This is a genomic window from Candidatus Protofrankia datiscae, from assembly GCF_000177615.2.
Classification (GTDB): domain Bacteria; phylum Actinomycetota; class Actinomycetes; order Frankiales; family Frankiaceae; genus Protofrankia; species Protofrankia coriariae.
On sequence record NC_015656.1, the window covers coordinates 1,492,649 to 1,508,096 of the forward strand.

The following is a 15,448-nucleotide window of genomic DNA, read 5'->3' on the forward strand; positions in this document are numbered from 1 at the left end:
CCCGATGGAGATGTTCCTGATCTGGTGCCTGGCCTACGCGATCGTGCGAGCGGCCGGGGACACCGCGGTCAACCTCGCGTCCCTGCTGCGGGGCCGTCCCGTCACCGTGCACACCCGCCGCCCCCGCTCTACCAGCGCCGGCCAGAGCGGTGACAAGCCGGCGCCGGGCCGGCCGGTCCGCCCGTCCTACACCGGCCGGGCACTGGGCACGCTCGCTCGGGCCGTGAAGGAGTCGTTCGTCGAGGGCTGGCGGACCGGCTGGTCCAACGGGCGCACCGCCCGCTACGCCGGGCAGGGCTGGCGGCCCTGGCGGCAGCCCCACCCGCCCGCCGAGGACATGCCGGTCGGGGACCCGCCCACACCCGGCGCCGGCATACCCCGGGCCACCCCACCCCCCGCCAGCAGCGATCCCGGGCCGGCGGCCGGCGGGCCCGCACCTCGCCCGGCCGGCGGGACGACCGAGGCCCCCACCGTCGACCCCGTTGACCCCGTCGGCGACAAGCCAGCCCAGCCGGGACGGTCCGGCCGGCCAGCCGGCGGCGACGACGAGATCGTCGATGCCGAGGTCGTGACCCCCCGCTGCTGGTCCGACCTCGACATCGACGAACAGCACCAGGTCGTCGCCGCGGCCCGCGACCGGTACGGCCGGGCCTGGGACGACCTCACTGTCGACCAGTGCGCCGGCGTCGTCCGCGACTGGATCAACACCCGCTACCGCGTCGACCTGCACGAGATCGACGTGTTCGACGCCCAGCGCGGCCGGGACGACCCGACCTGGCTGACCGGCCCCCCAGACCCCGGACCCGCCCCGACGGCAGGTCCGGCGCACGACCCGGCCACAGCCGTGACCGGCCCCTCCACCCCTGAAGGAGCACCGATGACCACCACGTCCGGCGAGACCACCAACATCGCCAACGCCCGGGCCTACTACACGTCGCTGGAGAAGCACGCCACCGACGACGTCGCCGGCCAGATCGAGCTGTCCAAGTCCTACCTGACGGTCGCGCAGATGAGCGATGAGACGGTCCTCGGCGCGATCACCCGGGCGGAGGAGGCAGCCCGGCTGCTCGCGACCGCAGCCGCCGGCGTCGGCGCGGCCCTCGAGGCCCACCGGCTCATGGAAGAAGCCGTCGCCTCCACCCCGGGTGCGGCGAACACCGACTTCTACAAGAAGGGCTGACCGTTCCCGTCGGGCCCGGCCCCCGGCCCCCGGGCCGGGCCCGCGCGGAAACCGCCAGCCCCCGACCACCCCTGACGCTGCGAGAGGAGACCCGCCCCATGGCCACCCGCGCCGAGATCGCCCGGCTGCTCGCCGACACCGAGCGGGCCGCCGACACCGAGCAGGCCCCCGCCGCCGGCCCGGTGGCCCGCGCCCGCGCGGCCTACCGCCGCCTGCACGGCCTCTACGGGCGGCTGCGGGCCTGGCGGCTGCGGCACCAGGCCGCCCCGCTGCTGGTCCTCGGCGTGCTGTGGGCGGCCGGCGCGGTCGCCGCCGCCATCCCCAGCACCACCGGGCCGATCATCCTGGGCTGGCTGGTGCTAACCGGTGCCGGCTGGCTGGTCCGCCACCGCCGGCACACCACCCCCACCGCCGTGCGCACCGCCCGCCGGCGAACCCTGCGCACCGCCGGCGCCGGCGCCGGCTGGCTGTTCCTGGCCGCCGTGCAGGGGGCGTGGGGCTGGCCGGTGGCGGTGCTGTGGATCGGCGGATATGGACTCGCCGCGCCGTGGTGGTACCGCCATCGCATCCCCGTCCCCCCACCCGCACCCCTGGCACTACCCGCCCCACCAGCCCCACCCGTGCTCGAGGTCGCCGAACCCGCCCCGCAGATCCCCGCCCTGTGGGCGCAGCGGGTCGGCGCGGCCAACCGGGTGCTGGCCGGCAGCTACCTCACCAACCCCGACATGATCGGCCCGGCGCAGACGTGGACCGCCCAGCTCAACCCCGGCGTGCACACCACCGCCACCGCGATCGCCGCCGCCCCCCTCATCGCCTCCGCGCTCGGCCTGGACATCGACCAGGTCACCGTCGACCGGCATCCCGCCGGTGGCGCCGACCGGGCACTGATCCTCGTCGTCGACCGGGCGAACAACCCGTTGCAGCGGCTCAACTACCACCCCGGCCCGGACACGGTCTACAACTCCGATACCGGCTACGCCGACGTTGGTATCCACGCCGACGAAACCCCCGGCCGCTGGGCGTTCTACATCCCCACCTGGGGTCTGGCCGGCGGGGCGATCATCGGCGGCATCGGGTCCGGGAAGAGCACGCTGATCACGAATCTGGCCACCATCGCCGCGTACACCCGGGTGCTGTCGGTGTGGGCCGGGGACCCCCAGGGCGGCCAGTCCATGCCCGCCGTCATCCGCCGCGCCACCTGGCCCGCCCGCACCACCGACGAGATCCTGCTCCAGCTACGCGCCGCGGCGAAAGCGATCGACATCCGCGGCGCCCTCAACGGCCTGCGTGGCGTCGAGCTGCACGTCCCCACCTCCCAGGAGCCGGGGATCCTGCTGTTCCTCGACGAAATCCACAAAATCTTCGTCCGGGGATCCGAACACGCCGCTCTCGCGTCGCTGATCGCCCGGGAAGGCCGTAAAGCCGCGGTGGCGATCATCGGTGCCGATCAGTACCCGGGACTGCCCACGTTCGGCGACGACGAAGCGCTCCGCAGCTCGATGTTCGCGAAGAACCTCGCGGTGCTGCGCACCGCGTCCAACATCGCCAAAGGCATGATCCCCGGGCTGGACCTCAACCCGAAGGATCTGCCCGACCAGTTCCCCGACGGCAAACCCACCTCCGGACTGGGCTACCTCGTCGGGCAGCGCACCGCCCCCTACCGCGGCTGGTACACCCCGCAGGCCGACGCATGGATGGCCGCCGCCCCCCAGATCGAACTCGACCGGGTCACCGCGAACTACATCGGCAGCGACTACGTCGACCGGGCCGCCCGCGCCGACGCCGCCCGCGCCGCGCAGGCCCGCCGCATCGCCGACCTCGACCCCGACGCCCTGACCGCTCTGGTGACCGCCGACCCGTCACTCGCCGCCGCGCTGAAAACCCACCGGCAGACCCAGCGGCCCACCGACGTGCCCGCCACGCCGGTGGCCGCGGGCTGGACCCCGCCGCCGCCCGCCGCCCTCACTCTCGCCCCCGCCCCCAAATTCGGCCCGCCGCCCCCCACCACCGGGCCGCAGCAGGCGGACAGCGGGCAGCCCGCGACCCGGCCGGCAGTCCTGGACACCCCCGCCGGCGCTCGTATCTACCAGCTCCTCACCGCGGGTGTCTCCCGTCCCAAAGACCTCGCTGACCAGGCCGGAGTGGGCAGCTCCCGCGTCCACGAGGTCCTCACCGACCTGGCCGCCGCCGGCCTGGCCGCCAAGCCGATCCACGGCCAGTGGATCCCCATCCCCAAGCAGTCCGCATGACACCCACTGCCCGCCCACGCGCCCCGCCCCGACTCGCCATCCCCTGTTCCACCCTCACAACCGAGAGGCATCGAGATGACCGACACCCACGAGACCGCGCGGCTGACCGCCGACGTCATCGCCCTGTCCGAACGCGACGGCATCCTCCACGTGCTGTTGATCCGCCGCGGCTGGCCGCCCTACACCGGGATGTGGGCACTTCCCGGCGGCCACATCGACGCCGGCGAGACCCCCAAGGACGCCGCCCGCCGGGAGCTGGCGGAGGAGACCGGCCTCAACATCGTCGAGCTGCGCCTGGTCGGCGTCTACGCCACCCCCGGCCGCGACCCGCGCGGCCGGTACGCCAGCTGGGCCTATCTGACGTGGGCCCCCACCGGGTGGGAGCCGGTCGCCGGCGACGACGCGGCCGCCGCCGACTGGGTGCCTGTCGAGCGAGCCCTGCACGAGGGTCTGGCGTTCGACCATGCCGAGATCCTGCGGGCGGGGGTCGTGCCCGACGCCGTCATCGACGCCATCGACGACGCCCTGCACGACCTCACCCCCGACCCGGACGGCGGTACCCACACGGTCCTCACCGGCCTCGACGGGCAGATCACCGGCACCTACACCCCTGCCGGCGGCGCCGCGATCACGTGGAGCGCCACCGTCACCGTCACCACCTGACCTCCGTCCGCAGCCCCGGCCGCGGGATTCCGGCCGGCATTCGACCACGCCTGCATCATCACCGACGCCCGTCACCCGAGCTACATCATCTGACAGAACAGGAGAGGACGTGCCCGCCCTACCTGTCCACGCGGTCGGGGACCAGAACCCGACCAACGTCAGCACCTGCCCTGTGCACGGCCCCTACCACGGGCTGATCTGCACTCGGTGCGTGACCAGCCTCCCGCCCCGCACCTGAAGCCGTCCCGGCGTGGCGTCCACGCCTGGCAGCACCGCCGCCGCGCCGGGACCACCCCACCCGCAGTACACGAGAGGAGCAGCACCATCATGCCCGCCCTGCACACCGTCCTGGCCCGGCTTCGCGGCCACGCGCTGCTGGCCGTTCTGACCGCGGCCGTGGTCGCGGTCACCGCCGACGAGGCCGCCCACACCCTCGCCACCCGCACCGCCGGCGGCAGCCGGTGAGTGCCCGGGGACACGGAACCACCACCGACAGCACCCCGCCCGAGCTGATCCAACTGGTCGCGAGGTTGCGGCTCGAGCAGGCCCGTGGCTGCCCTGAGCAGCGTCCAGCCCCGGCGGACAGCCCGGCGGTATGCGCGGCCCGCCGGTTGGTCCTCGCTTCCGCCCACTGACCCCACCCCCCGGTGCGGCGGCCATCTGCCACAGCGCCGCCGCACCGGGACCACCTCTTACTCTCTGCGGCTGGTCGTTGACCAGCGCGACATCTCCCAGGAGATCGCATGACCACCCTCACCCCGGAGACCAGGGCACGGCGAGTCGCTGGCCTGCTCACCGGCGCCCGCGCCGAGTTGGCCGCCCGCGGCTGGCACCGCGGTGACTATGTTGACGAGACCACCGGCGCGGTCGACCTGTCCGGCGCACTGCGCCTGGCCGCCGGCAGCCATCCCTACGAGCTGCCCGACAATCCCGCCGCATTGCAGGCGCTCTGCGACGCCGAAGACGAGCTCGCCTTCGAGCTCGGCGGTAACCCGACCCTGATGGACGCCGGCGAATACCTCGCGGCCTGGAACGACCATCCCACCCGCACCCGCTCCCAGGTTCTGGCCCTTCTCAAGCAAACCCACACCGCAATCGCTGTCTGGGGAACAGCAGAAGGAGAAATCAACGCATGACACCGATCTGATCGTTGCATTTCCGATCCGGGTGCACGCCGCCACGTCCACCACCCGGACAGCCATTCATCACCAGCCGCATTCTCCTACCGGAAGGACCGTTCCATGCGTCAGCCGGCATCGGGGGCAATGACCCCCGCCGAAACTCGGCTCGCCGAAGCCCTCGTCTCCCTGGTCGACTACACCGGCCGGATCCTGCTCATCGGCCTCGCCGACGCCAACCTCCACTACGTGGGGGACAAGGCCGGCGCCCTCGCCGAGGTCGCTGACCGGGTCGCCGGCCTCGCCGGACAAGTCCACCAAGGCCGGGGCAACACCCGGATCCGGATGGACGTGGTCGCCCGGGCCGTCGCCGCCTGGTCCCAGCCCTACACCGCCGGCCGGCTGCTGTTCCCCCGCCCGGGCCGTCGACCGGAGACCAGTCGATGAGCACCGCTCTGCCCATCCACCGCGTCGCCGTCCTCGTGTTCGCCGACACCGCCGGCGTAGACGCCCGGGACGCCACCAACCGGCTGGCGGCCGCCGTCGACGCCCAGCTCGGCGACCTCCTCCCGCTGCCGCAGCGGACTGCCAGCCAGTCACCGGACATTCGCATCCGAGACGTGGTCGACCTGACCACCGCCACCAGCAACCCCGGCTACCTGACCATCCAGCCCGCACCCCGCCTGCCACACGAACGACCCACCGGAGGCCGGTGATGGCGGCACGACTCCCCGCCGAACGGGTCGTAGCCGCCCTCGGTGCCACCCGGTCGAAGGCAGGCGCCCTGTGAAGATCCGTCTGCACGGCACCGAGGACGAATGCCGCACCGCGGCCGAGGCCATCGCGTCCGTGCTCGACGTCGTCGCAGTCTCCGACACCTACCCGGACCGCGGCCGGTCCCGGCTGGTCCGGGTCTACCTCGACATCCGCATCCCCACCCCGGACACGGGCGGGCAGGCAGGCCGGTGAGCGTCAAGGTGATGACGTGGGTGTGGGGGTCCTCGCCGACCGCCGGTAACGAACGGCTGGTGCTGCTCGCGATCGCGGATACCGCGGACGACGACGGCGGGAACGCCTGGCCGTCCGTGGCGACCCTGGCCCACAAAACCCGGCTGGCCCCACGGACGGTACAGCGGGTGATCCGCCGGCTGGTAGCAGGCGGACACCTGCTGGTCGAAACGGCCGCGGGCCGGGGCGGGGCGAACAGGTACACCGTCGTGACAAACGGCACAACCGAACCAGCCTCGACCCCTGTGGACAACGGGCCACCGAAGCGGGCTGACCCCCGGCAGCCTGACGGGGGCGTCAATCTGCCTCCCCCGTCACAACTGCGTCACCCCTCCCCTGACACAGCTCTGTCAGGGGAGGGGTGTCACAGCTCTGTCACCCGAACGTCCTTGAACGTCCTTGAACCTCCACCACCCGCGCGAGCCGCCCCGCCGGTGAACGACGGCAGACCTGTGGACGGAGGTGGAGGATCTTTCAATGATCAGATGCCGCCGGTCGCGAGCGGGGAGAGAGAGCCGGCCGGGGACACACATCCGGCGCGCTCCGACACGGCCGGGGTGCTGACCAGGCTCGGATCATCATGGCGGTTGACGCCCCGGCAGCGGACCCGGCTGGCCCCGCTGGTCACTACCGCGCTCGCGGCCGGCTGGACACCATCTGGGCTGCGCGAAACCCTCGGGGCCAACCCGGGCGGGGTCCGCTCGCCGTATGCGGTGCTGCGGACCCGGCTGACCGACCTGCCGGACCCGCCGACCACCGGCAGCGCGCCTGCCGTCGCCCGGCCGCCCTGGTGCGGCATCTGCAACGAGTCGACACGGCTGTTCGAACTCGACGACGGCCGCGCCCGCCGCTGCCCGACCTGTCATCCACTGATCGCCGTGCCGGCCGGTCGAGAGCTGTCATGAACATCACGATCAGGCGCGACACGAGCGGTCGTTCTCCGCCGAACAAATCGGCGCCCGCGTCCACACAGACCGGGCTTCCAGACCGCGACTCCGGTACACGCCGCCAAGCACGCACGCCGGAGCAGCCCCACCAGCCGCTACCAAAGGAGCACCAACATCATGCCCGCCCGTGCGTCGCGCACCCAGGCCCTCGCGAGCAAGGACCACGCCGAATCGATGCTGACGATTGATGAGGTCTGCGCCGAGCTTCGGATCCCCCGGTCAACGTTCTATGAATGGCGTACCAAGGGGCTGGCGCCCAAGTGCATCACCCTGCCATCACGAAAGGTGCGAGTCGAGAGATCCGCGTTGGAGGCTTGGAAAGCTGCTCATCGGGACGCTGAATGACGACCGTCCCAGAGCCGCGTCAACTCTCCTACGACGTGCGGCTGTGGAAGACCCGCAAGACCAAGCGGGCAAAGTACACCACCTACCGGGTTCGCTGGGAGGTGACCGGCCAGGAGAAGGGCGAGTCGTTCACCACTTCCGGACTGGCCTCTTCCTTCCGCTCGAAGCTCATGACCGCGATGAAGGAAGGCGTCGCGTTCGATGTGGCGACCGGCTGGCCGGTGACCATGGATGCCGAATACGCGAAGAGAAAGGCCGGTAAGCGAGGGGTAAAGACAGCACCGTCCGAACCGGGCATACAGGTCGACACCTGGTACTCCCACGCGGTGGAGTTCGTGGACTCCATGTGGGCCGCTGCCTCGCCTGGACACCGCAAGAACACCGCTGAAGCCCTCGCGCACATCACCCCGGCATTCATCCGACCGGACGCGCCGGGCCGTCCCCGGGCGGCGCTTCTCCGCAAAGCCCTCTACACCTGGGCCTTCGATGCCCGCAGCCGACTCCCGGTCACGTCGAAGAAGGGGGGAGACCCAGCGTCCCCCGAGCCGCCCCAGAACATCGCGGAGACAGTCGCCTGGCTGGAGAAGAACACGATCCCGATCACCGATCTTGGCGATACCGAGAACGAGCTGGTTCGCCGCGGACTTGACCTGATCAGCAAGAGAATCGACGGAAGGCCGGCCGCACCGGCCACGGTCGCCCGGAAGCGGTCGGCCTTCTACTCCTGCCTGGAGTACGCGGTGGAACGCAAGCGGCTCCCCTTCAACCCGGTCGACCAGATCAAGCGGCGGCCGGTGCGCAACAGCGGCGGAGTCGTCGACAGGCGCGTCGTCTGCAACCACGACCAGGCCCGCCGCCTCCTCGCCGCTGTCGCCGCGCAGGGCAAGACGGGAGCCAGGTTGGCCGCGTTCTTCGCCTGCATGTACTACTCGGGCCTGCGGCCGGAGGAATGCAATGACCTGGCTCCGGCCGACATCGTGCTACCGGCCACGGATGACGAGTGGGGATGGTTCATCCTTGACGGGGCGGACCCAGAGACGGGCGCGCGATGGACGGACTCAGGGAAGCGGGAACCGAGGGAGCTCAAGCACCGCGCGAAGGGCGACACCCGGCGGGTACCGATCCCCCCGCCGCTCGTCGCGCTCCTACGCGCCCACCTCGCGGACTACCCGCCCGGCCAGGACGGCAAGGTGTTCCGATCTCCCCGCGGTGGACCTGTCCGGTCCAACACCTACGGCCGGATCTGGAAGGCTGCTCGCACTGCCGCGCTCACACCGGAGCAAGTTGCCTCGCCGCTCGCGGCGACGCCGTACGACCTCCGTCACGCCTGTGTGTCGACGTGGCTGAACGGGATGGTCCAGGGCAGCCAGGTCGCGGAGTGGGCCGGCCACTCCGTGGCGGTGCTCTACCGGGTGTACGCGAAGTGCATCGACGGGGACGTCGACACCCAGCTCCGCCGGATCGAGACAGCTCTGGGCCTCACCCGGGCGGATGGCCCCGGCGGCGGCACGGGAGCGGACGCTGTGCCGCGCATGTGCCGCGACTCGCCGGACAGCGCTGGACACGATCGGACACCGCCGGACACGGCGGAGCAGTCGCCTGATGATCGAAAGGTGGGCTGACCTCTGCAAACAAAGGGAAATGGCTGCTCGGCCCGGCTGGTGCGGGAGGGGGGACTTGAACCCCCACGCCCGAAGGCGGCAGATCCTAAGTCTGCTGCGTCTGCCATTCCGCCACTCCCGCGCACGTGCTGCCAGGTACGGCGTACCACAAGGTAGGTGCCGCAGGTATCACGTACCGCCAGCTACAGGGTAGCGACCGCTGGCCATGGACCGTCCAGACGGCCCATATCAGCCCACAGGCTGGGGTTGTGCTGGGGGATCTCGCCGGTGCCGTCAGCGGGCCGAGTGGTGTCGGTGGGGCGGAGGGCTGTCGTCAGTGACCGCGGTCCCGCCCGTAGATCGCGGTCACGCCGACAGGTACCTCCGGGACGGCCGGGAGCACCCAGTCCGGGTCGTCGTCGGATCGGATGCGCCGTACGCCGCCTGCCACAGCCTGCTCCGGCGCACCCGAGGTTTCCCATACCCAGGCTGCCTGACCGGCTGCCGTGTGTGAAGGGGCTTACGGCACGTGCGCCATGTCACTTTGGCGACTGTCACGAGGGCCGTTGTTCCGCTAGTGTCCTGAGTCGTTGATTCGTGTGCAGATAGAATGGGCTGGTGCCTGGCCCGAGCGCGGATCCCATCGAGTTGTCGTCTGCTGAGCGTGCGGTGCTGGAGGGCTGGGCCCGACGGCGGAAGACCGCGCAGGCGCTGGCGTTGCGCTCGCGGATCGTGCTGGCCTGCGCGGACGGTGGGACGAACTCGGGGGTCGCGGCCGAGCTCGGGATCACCCGGGGAACGGTCGCGAAATGGCGGGAGCGGTTCGCGGTCGACCGGCTGGAGGGCCTGTCAGACGAGGCACGTCCGGGAGCGCCTCGGAAGGTCACCGACGCCCAGGTCGAGGCGGTGATCGCGAGGACGTTGGAGGAGAAGCCACCGAACGGCGATACCCATTGGACATCGCGGTCGATGGCGAGGGCCAGTGGGCTGTCGCAGTCGACGGTGTCACGGATGTGGCGGGCGTTCGGGTTGAAGCCGCATCTGGTCGAGACGTGGAAGCTGTCCACCGACCCGCTGTTCGTGGACAAGGTCCGTGACGTGGTCGGGGTCTACCTCGACCCGCCGGAGAAGGCGATCGTGCTCTGCGTCGACGAAAAGTCGCAGGTGCAAGCTTTGGATCGCACGGCACCGGTGCTGCCCCTGATGCCGGGTACCCCGCAGCGGATGACCCACGACTACGTCCGCCATGGCACGACCAGCCTGTTCGCCGCGCTCGACCCGACGTCCGGGTCGGTGATCGCGCAGACCTTCCGGCGGCACCGTCACCAGGAGTTCCTGCGCTTCCTCAAGCTGATCGACTCCTCGGTCCCGAAGGGCTACGACCTGCACCTGGTCCTGGACAACTACGCCACCCACAAGACCCCGGCGGTGAAGAACTGGCTGCTGCGCCACCCCGCTTCCACCTGCACTTCACCCCGACCTCGGCGTCGTGGATGAACCTGGTCGAGCGCTGGTTCGCGGAGCTGACCACCCGCAAGCTGCGCCGATCGACGCACCGCTCGGTCGTCGAACTCGAAGCCGACATCCGCCGATGGATCAACGCCTGGAACAAGGACCCGAAGCCGTTCGTCTGGGCCAAGACCGCCGACGAGATCCTCGAGACCCTCGCCGCCTACTGCCAGCGAATCAACGACTCAGGACACTAGGGGCCGGCGAAGATACCTGGGGCCGGTGCTGAGCAGGCATTTTCCGGATCCGGCCACCCTGCCAGTACGGCGATCATCGGTGCGGGCCGGGCGCGCGCCATGATCAATATGATTCTGATGCCGTGGGAGCAGCACCGGAATCATATTGATCATGGCGTTGGTTGAGGTCGGCGCGGGTGGGCGGTTGTCGGGGCGGCGGGGCGGCGGGGTGGCTGGTCAGGTGGACAGGCCGAGGTCGCGGATGATTTTGGCGACGTGGCCGGTCGCCTTGACGTTGTAGAGCGCCTTCTCGACCCTGCCGTCGGCGTCCAGGACGAAGGTCGAGCGGATCACGCCCACGGTCTTCTTGCCGTAGAGCGTCTTCTCACCGTATGCGCCATAGGCGGCGAGCACGGCCCGGTCCGGATCCGACAGCAGCGGGAAAGTCAGTTTCTCGTTGTCGCGGAACTTCACGAGTTTCGCCGGCTTGTCGGGGGAGATCCCGAGCACGTCGATGCCGGCGTCGTTCAGCAGCGCGAGACTGTCCCGGAAGTCACAGGCCTGCTTGGTGCACCCGGGCGTGGAGGCGGCCGGGTAGAAGTACACGACGACCCGTCGTCCCCGGTAGGACGACAGCGACACCTCGTTGCCGTCAGCGTCGGGGAGGGTGAAGTCGGGGGCGGTGTCACCGGAGGTGAGACGGGCAGCAGCGGCGGTCTCGGTCATGGCCGGAAGGTAGCTGGACGGGTCCGGCACCGCAAACCCCACCCTTCCGAAACCAGCCCGGTGCGCCTTTTTCGCACGTTGTCCCCTGGCGTCGCTGCCCGGCCGGCTGGTCGCGGCGGGGAGGGCCGCAGGGCGGGCTGTCAGGGCGGGCTGCCCAGCGGCTCGACGCCCGCGAGCGTGGCCACACCCACGAACGCGGCCGGATCCACCTGGCCGGCGGCCCATCTGCGCAGCTCGTTTATGATCAGAATGGCCAGGTCGACGTCCGCATCGGCGTCGGCGTCGGCGTACACCATCGGGTCGATCACGACGTCCATGATGACCAGGAAGGTCCGGCCGTCCCCGACGATCCGGCCGCAGCCCACCGCCCGGCCTGGCTCGTCCGCGGCCTCCACACACAGGCCGGCGAGGCTGCCGTCGATGGCGTCCTCCGCCGCCTCGGGGCCGGGGTCGGGCAGACCGCCGGCGGTACGCAGCCGGCGCAGCTCCGCCACCGTCGGCATCCGGTGGACGACGATGAAGCCACCCACCGACAGTGACAGGGCGTGCGCGGCAGAACCGTTCGCGCTCGCGTTCGCGCCCGCGCCCGCCGCCCCCGCCGCCGGCTCGACGAGCGCCGGATGGGTGGACATCGGGCCGGGTCGACGCCCCACCAGCAGGGTGTCGACCGCCGGGTGTCTGTGATTGTCGGTCCGCAGCGGGCTGCGAACACGGCCGGCCCGGCTGATCCGCAGAGGCGGGCCGGCGGCCAGCTCCGTCAGCAGCTCGTCGGCGTCGAACAGGAGCTCGGGGTCGGCGGGGGTGACGTTCCCGTGCCGCAGGTTCGCCCGGTCGTGCCCGATGACCAGCAGCGTCCCGCCCGGGACGATCGCGTCGGCCGCGCAGCGCAGCACGTCCCGCCGCTGCTCGGGTGCCAGGTGCAGGTAGCAGATGGTGATCAGCTCGTAGGACGCCGGTCGCGGCGTCCAGGCCATGACGTCGGCGTGGATCCACTCCGGTGTCACGTCGAAGCGGCGGGAGAGCTCACGTGCCTTGCGGATCGCGACCTGGGAGAAGTCCACGCCGGTGACCCGCCAGCCCTGGGTGGCGAGCCAGACGGCGTTGCGGCCCTCGCCGCAGGCGAGGTCCAGGGCGCGTCCCGGGGTGAGCCCGGCGAGATGTTCGATCACGACCTGGTTCGGCTCGGCGGTCCACAGCAGGCCGGTGCCGGCATGCCGGCGGTCCCACTGGGCGGCATTCATAGTCGCTATCTCACCTCGGGTGGCCACGATCTGCCGCATCGTGGCCACCCGAGGATCGGTCAGCCGGTGGCTGCCGGTGCGGGAGCGGCGGCGCTGGTCACCGCGGCGGTGAAGCCCTGAGGGGTCAGAGCCTGCGGGGACAGTTGCCGGCCGTTGACGAGCACGGTCGGGGTGCCGGTCACACCGCGTTTGGACGCGTCGTCCTCGACTTTCGCGACATAGCCGTTGTAGGTGCCGTTACGCACCGCCTCGATGAACGCCGGGGATGTCAGGCCCATCCTGGCGCCGAATGCCGTCAGCGCGTCGTTCTGATATCCGCCGCTGTGCTCGGGCGGCTGGTTGGCGTAGAGAACGTCGTGGTATTCCTTGAATTTTCCTTCCTGTGCGGCGGCCGCGGCGGCGTTCGCAGCCCGGACGGACTCCGGCCCGAGGAAGGACATCATGTGATAGACGGCCCTGATCCGTCCGTCACTGATCATCTGCTGGATGTTCGGGCCGAGCGTGCTCTCCAGCTCCTGGCAGACCGGGCACTGGAAGTCCTCGTAGAAGTCCACGGCGACGGGGGCGTCCGCCCGGCCGACGACGATCCCGTTGTCGGTGCCGGTCGCGGTCACCGGCAGCACCACCGGCGCGGATTCCGTCCGGTTGCTCTGGACGGCGACGCCGATCAGCGCGGCCACCGCGAGCAGGGCCACGACCACCGATCCGATGATGGCCCGTTGCCGCCTCCGCGCGCGGGCGGCTTCGGCGGCCCGGGCCTGGGCCGCCTTCTCCCGCCGGCGATCGTCCCGCTGGGTGTCGTTCCGGTTCCGGCGGACGTCGTTTCCGGCCTGCCTCGTGTCGTCCTGGGCCTCGTCCCGCCCTGTGTCGTTCTGGGTGGGCCCGGGCTGCTGCGCGGCGGAGCCACCCGACCGCGCGCCGGCCGGCCTCCCGGCCGGGTTTCCGCCCCGCTTCCCGCCCGACCGGTTCTTCCTGCTCTTCCTGGACGCGGTACTCATCAGTTCTCCGAAGTCCTGCGACGGCTCGATGACATGGGCCTGCGGCGGCATATTTCGATCATGGCCGCACTGCCTGCGGCCCCTCGACGGCCGGTGGGCGCGTGCCTCGTTCGAGGAGGCGGTCGACGGTGAGCGCACCGGCTGGCAGGCAGACCACCAGGACGCTCGCGGCGAGCAGCAGGCCGTCCCGGATGATCTCCCCGGTGTAGTGGGTGGGCGCGCCGGCGGTGAGGTCCCCGCCGGTGGAGAAGCAGCCGCAGTCGATGCGCAGGCCCCGCGCGGCGGCCGAGGCGATCGCCGCGATGTAGACGGCGAGCAGCAGCGTGGAGACGGCGGCGCTCACCTGCACCGCCAGCCCGACGAGCAGCAGCAGGCCGAGCGCGATCTCCACGAACGGGACGGCGTAGGCGACCGGGTGCACGAGCCCCTCGGGCAGGATGCGGAAGGCCCGGACCGACCGCACCATCCCCTGCGGGTCGCCGATCTTGACCAGGCCGGCGGCGAGCCAGAGCCCCGCCAGCCCGAGGCGTAGAAGCGTGGAGACGGTGGCCAGCACCAGCGGTACCCGTGAGCTGGCCGCAGCGGCCCCGGCGATCGTCCTTCCGGTCGTTGTCTGCTGATTCGTCATTGTTTCATGTGGTCTTTCCCGTATTGACCAGAATTGGGAGGTCGTGGGCGTAGTCGGCGACCTGGGTGCCCGCCAGGTAGACGACCCTGGCCCGGTCGTCCGTGGTGAAGGCCATGACCTGTGTGCCATGCGTGACGGTGAAGATCCCGTTGGGTTGACGTACCGGATCCTCCAGCGGGATGCCGAGCGCGTCCGCCTGCGCGCGTATCTGTGCCAGGGTGCCCCGCACACCGATGAAGGACGGGTCGAACTGGTTCAGCCAGCGGCTGAGCACCTCGCCGGTGTCCCGCTCGGGGTCGGTGGTGACGAACACCGTGGCGATCCGCGACCGGACGGATGCCGGCACCGTGTCGAGGGCCGCCGCGATGTCGGCCATCGTCGTCGGGCAGACGTCCGGGCAGTTGGTGTAACCGAAGAACAGCAGGGTGACCTTCCCTGCTGTCCGGGAACGCAGGTCGAGCGGGGCGCCGGCGGTGTCGACCAGGTTCAGCGCGGGTTTGTCGACCGGTTGTGCGAGCGCCGTGCCACGCAGTTCGTTGGTTGCCCCGGAGTCGTCCACGATCGTGACCGCGGACTCGGTACCGGACGCACACCCGGCCAGGACGAGCGCGAACGCCATCACCAGCGGTACCGCGAACAGGCGGCGGCGGGCAGGATGACGCGGACGGCCCCCGCCGGATCCTCGGCCAGGCGGATCGGTACCAGGGCGGGCACCCGCCGTACTGTCGGCGTCGTCGCCGACAGCTTCGCTGACGGCTTCTCCTGCATCTTGCGATGTACGCACCCGGGCCTCGCTCCTCGATCCGTACCCTTACCGCCGGACGGCTCCTTGTGTGGACTGACGGATAAGCCCCACGGCTCGGTTCCACCTCCGGCCGTGTCGGACGCCCGGGCCGTGGGCCATCATCGTGGGCCATCAGTGGAACAATCGCATGTGCCGGTGCCGCCTGGAGCGGGTGCTCCCGGCGGTGAGTCACCGGTGAGTCACCGGCATCCGCTGGCATCCGCCCGTGCGTGCCGGCGTGACCGCTGCCCGGCCGAGCCCTGTCGCGATCTTCG

The 15,448-nt window shown here is 71.0% G+C and carries 16 protein-coding genes, 1 tRNA gene and 2 pseudogenes; 13 read left to right on the forward strand and 6 right to left on the reverse strand.

The genetic code is table 11. From position 1 onward, the window contains the following. The first annotated feature begins 4 nt into the window (after positions 1-4). The 12 genes and pseudogenes from FSYMDG_RS06245 (at position 5) to FSYMDG_RS06290 (ending at position 9,132) form a co-directional block, all read left to right on the forward strand. Complete coding sequence (locus FSYMDG_RS06245) at positions 5-1,180, forward strand: hypothetical protein (RefSeq protein WP_013872737.1); 1,176 nt, start codon at positions 5-7, stop codon at positions 1,178-1,180. Between the two features lie 98 nt (positions 1,181-1,278). Continuing rightward, entirely contained in the window at positions 1,279-3,429 is a 2,151-nt protein-coding gene (locus FSYMDG_RS06250; RefSeq protein ID WP_013872738.1) for an ATP-binding protein, read from the forward strand. Between the two features lie 75 nt (positions 3,430-3,504). After that, entirely contained in the window at positions 3,505-4,092 is a 588-nt protein-coding gene (locus FSYMDG_RS06255; RefSeq protein WP_013872739.1) for an NUDIX domain-containing protein, read from the forward strand. A gap of 207 nt (positions 4,093-4,299) precedes the next feature. Continuing rightward, positions 4,300-4,557 (forward strand): hypothetical protein, encoded by a 258-nt coding sequence (locus FSYMDG_RS06260; protein ID WP_043603094.1) that lies wholly within the window; start codon positions 4,300-4,302, stop codon positions 4,555-4,557. Between the two features lie 278 nt (positions 4,558-4,835). Further along, positions 4,836-5,228, forward strand: coding sequence for a DUF6197 family protein (locus FSYMDG_RS06265; RefSeq protein WP_013872742.1), 393 nt, complete (start codon positions 4,836-4,838; stop codon positions 5,226-5,228). Positions 5,229-5,333: 105 nt separating this feature from the next. Next, positions 5,334-5,657 carry a hypothetical protein gene (locus FSYMDG_RS06270; RefSeq protein ID WP_013872743.1) on the forward strand — a complete coding sequence of 108 codons (324 nt, stop codon included), beginning with the start codon at positions 5,334-5,336 and terminating at the stop codon, positions 5,655-5,657. After that, positions 5,654-5,926, forward strand: a complete 273-nt coding sequence (locus tag FSYMDG_RS06275; RefSeq protein ID WP_013872744.1) for a hypothetical protein — start codon at positions 5,654-5,656, stop codon at positions 5,924-5,926. Before FSYMDG_RS06270 ends, FSYMDG_RS06275 begins: the two co-directional genes overlap by 4 nt. A gap of 70 nt (positions 5,927-5,996) precedes the next feature. Further along, positions 5,997-6,179, forward strand: coding sequence for a hypothetical protein (locus FSYMDG_RS25855; RefSeq protein WP_013872745.1), 183 nt, complete (start codon positions 5,997-5,999; stop codon positions 6,177-6,179). 11 nt (positions 6,180-6,190) lie between these two features. After that, positions 6,191-6,364 (forward strand): annotated as a pseudogene (locus tag FSYMDG_RS29995) (helix-turn-helix domain-containing protein); the annotation flags it as partial. Between the two features lie 339 nt (positions 6,365-6,703). Next, positions 6,704-7,123 (forward strand): hypothetical protein, encoded by a 420-nt coding sequence (locus FSYMDG_RS28010; RefSeq protein WP_237703009.1) that lies wholly within the window; start codon positions 6,704-6,706, stop codon positions 7,121-7,123. 216 nt (positions 7,124-7,339) lie between these two features. Beyond that, a complete protein-coding gene (locus FSYMDG_RS24100) occupies positions 7,340-7,510 on the forward strand; it encodes a helix-turn-helix transcriptional regulator (RefSeq protein WP_237703098.1) in 171 nt (56 codons plus the stop codon). Beyond that, positions 7,507-9,132, forward strand: coding sequence for a tyrosine-type recombinase/integrase (locus FSYMDG_RS06290; RefSeq protein WP_013872748.1), 1,626 nt, complete (start codon positions 7,507-7,509; stop codon positions 9,130-9,132). Before FSYMDG_RS24100 ends, FSYMDG_RS06290 begins: the two co-directional genes overlap by 4 nt. A 37-nt stretch (positions 9,133-9,169) precedes the next feature. Here FSYMDG_RS06290 and FSYMDG_RS06295 read toward each other — a convergent pair. Beyond that, positions 9,170-9,253: transfer RNA gene (locus FSYMDG_RS06295), tRNA-Leu, on the reverse strand. Between the two features lie 476 nt (positions 9,254-9,729). Here FSYMDG_RS06295 and FSYMDG_RS06300 point away from each other — a divergent pair. After that, positions 9,730-10,817: pseudogene (locus FSYMDG_RS06300) on the forward strand (IS630 family transposase). Positions 10,818-11,033: 216 nt separating this feature from the next. Here the strand turns inward: FSYMDG_RS06300 and bcp are convergent. From bcp to FSYMDG_RS06325, 5 genes are all read right to left on the reverse strand, one after another. Next, a complete protein-coding gene (gene bcp / locus FSYMDG_RS06305; RefSeq protein ID WP_043605131.1) occupies positions 11,034-11,522 on the reverse strand; it encodes a thioredoxin-dependent thiol peroxidase in 489 nt (162 codons plus the stop codon). Between the two features lie 140 nt (positions 11,523-11,662). Next, entirely contained in the window at positions 11,663-12,802 is a 1,140-nt protein-coding gene (locus FSYMDG_RS24105) for a class I SAM-dependent methyltransferase (protein WP_013872750.1), read from the reverse strand. 20 nt (positions 12,803-12,822) lie between these two features. Further along, the gene (locus FSYMDG_RS22810) at positions 12,823-13,812 is read right to left on the reverse strand and encodes a DsbA family protein (RefSeq protein ID WP_013872751.1); all 990 of its coding nucleotides are present in this window, start codon (positions 13,810-13,812) and stop codon (positions 12,823-12,825) included. A 7-nt stretch (positions 13,813-13,819) separates the two neighbouring features. Next, positions 13,820-14,389, reverse strand: coding sequence for a MauE/DoxX family redox-associated membrane protein (locus FSYMDG_RS06320; protein ID WP_013872752.1), 570 nt, complete (start codon positions 14,387-14,389; stop codon positions 13,820-13,822). A 4-nt stretch (positions 14,390-14,393) separates the two neighbouring features. After that, on the reverse strand, positions 14,394-15,008 hold the full coding sequence (locus FSYMDG_RS06325; protein WP_013872753.1) for an SCO family protein: 615 nt from the start codon (positions 15,006-15,008) through the stop codon (positions 14,394-14,396). Between the last annotated feature and the right edge of the window lie 440 nt (positions 15,009-15,448).

Coding starts and splice junctions, on each gene's coding strand:
- FSYMDG_RS06290 (WP_013872748.1), top strand. CDS start 7,507: ATGACGACCGTCCCAGAGCCGCGTCAACTCTCCTACGACGTGCGGCTG.
- FSYMDG_RS06255 (WP_013872739.1), top strand. CDS start 3,505: ATGACCGACACCCACGAGACCGCGCGGCTGACCGCCGACGTCATCGCC.
- FSYMDG_RS06250 (WP_013872738.1), top strand. CDS start 1,279: ATGGCCACCCGCGCCGAGATCGCCCGGCTGCTCGCCGACACCGAGCGG.
- FSYMDG_RS24100 (WP_237703098.1), top strand. CDS start 7,340: ATGCTGACGATTGATGAGGTCTGCGCCGAGCTTCGGATCCCCCGGTCA.
- FSYMDG_RS22810 (WP_013872751.1), bottom strand. CDS start 13,812: ATGCCGCCGCAGGCCCATGTCATCGAGCCGTCGCAGGACTTCGGAGAA.
- FSYMDG_RS06245 (WP_013872737.1), top strand. CDS start 5: ATGGAGATGTTCCTGATCTGGTGCCTGGCCTACGCGATCGTGCGAGCG.
- FSYMDG_RS06325 (WP_013872753.1), bottom strand. CDS start 15,008: ATGGCGTTCGCGCTCGTCCTGGCCGGGTGTGCGTCCGGTACCGAGTCC.
- FSYMDG_RS06265 (WP_013872742.1), top strand. CDS start 4,836: ATGACCACCCTCACCCCGGAGACCAGGGCACGGCGAGTCGCTGGCCTG.
- FSYMDG_RS24105 (WP_013872750.1), bottom strand. CDS start 12,802: ATGCGGCAGATCGTGGCCACCCGAGGTGAGATAGCGACTATGAATGCC.
- FSYMDG_RS06320 (WP_013872752.1), bottom strand. CDS start 14,389: ATGACGAATCAGCAGACAACGACCGGAAGGACGATCGCCGGGGCCGCT.
- FSYMDG_RS28010 (WP_237703009.1), top strand. CDS start 6,704: ATGCCGCCGGTCGCGAGCGGGGAGAGAGAGCCGGCCGGGGACACACAT.
- FSYMDG_RS06270 (WP_013872743.1), top strand. CDS start 5,334: ATGCGTCAGCCGGCATCGGGGGCAATGACCCCCGCCGAAACTCGGCTC.
- FSYMDG_RS06275 (WP_013872744.1), top strand. CDS start 5,654: ATGAGCACCGCTCTGCCCATCCACCGCGTCGCCGTCCTCGTGTTCGCC.
- bcp (WP_043605131.1), bottom strand. CDS start 11,522: ATGACCGAGACCGCCGCTGCTGCCCGTCTCACCTCCGGTGACACCGCC.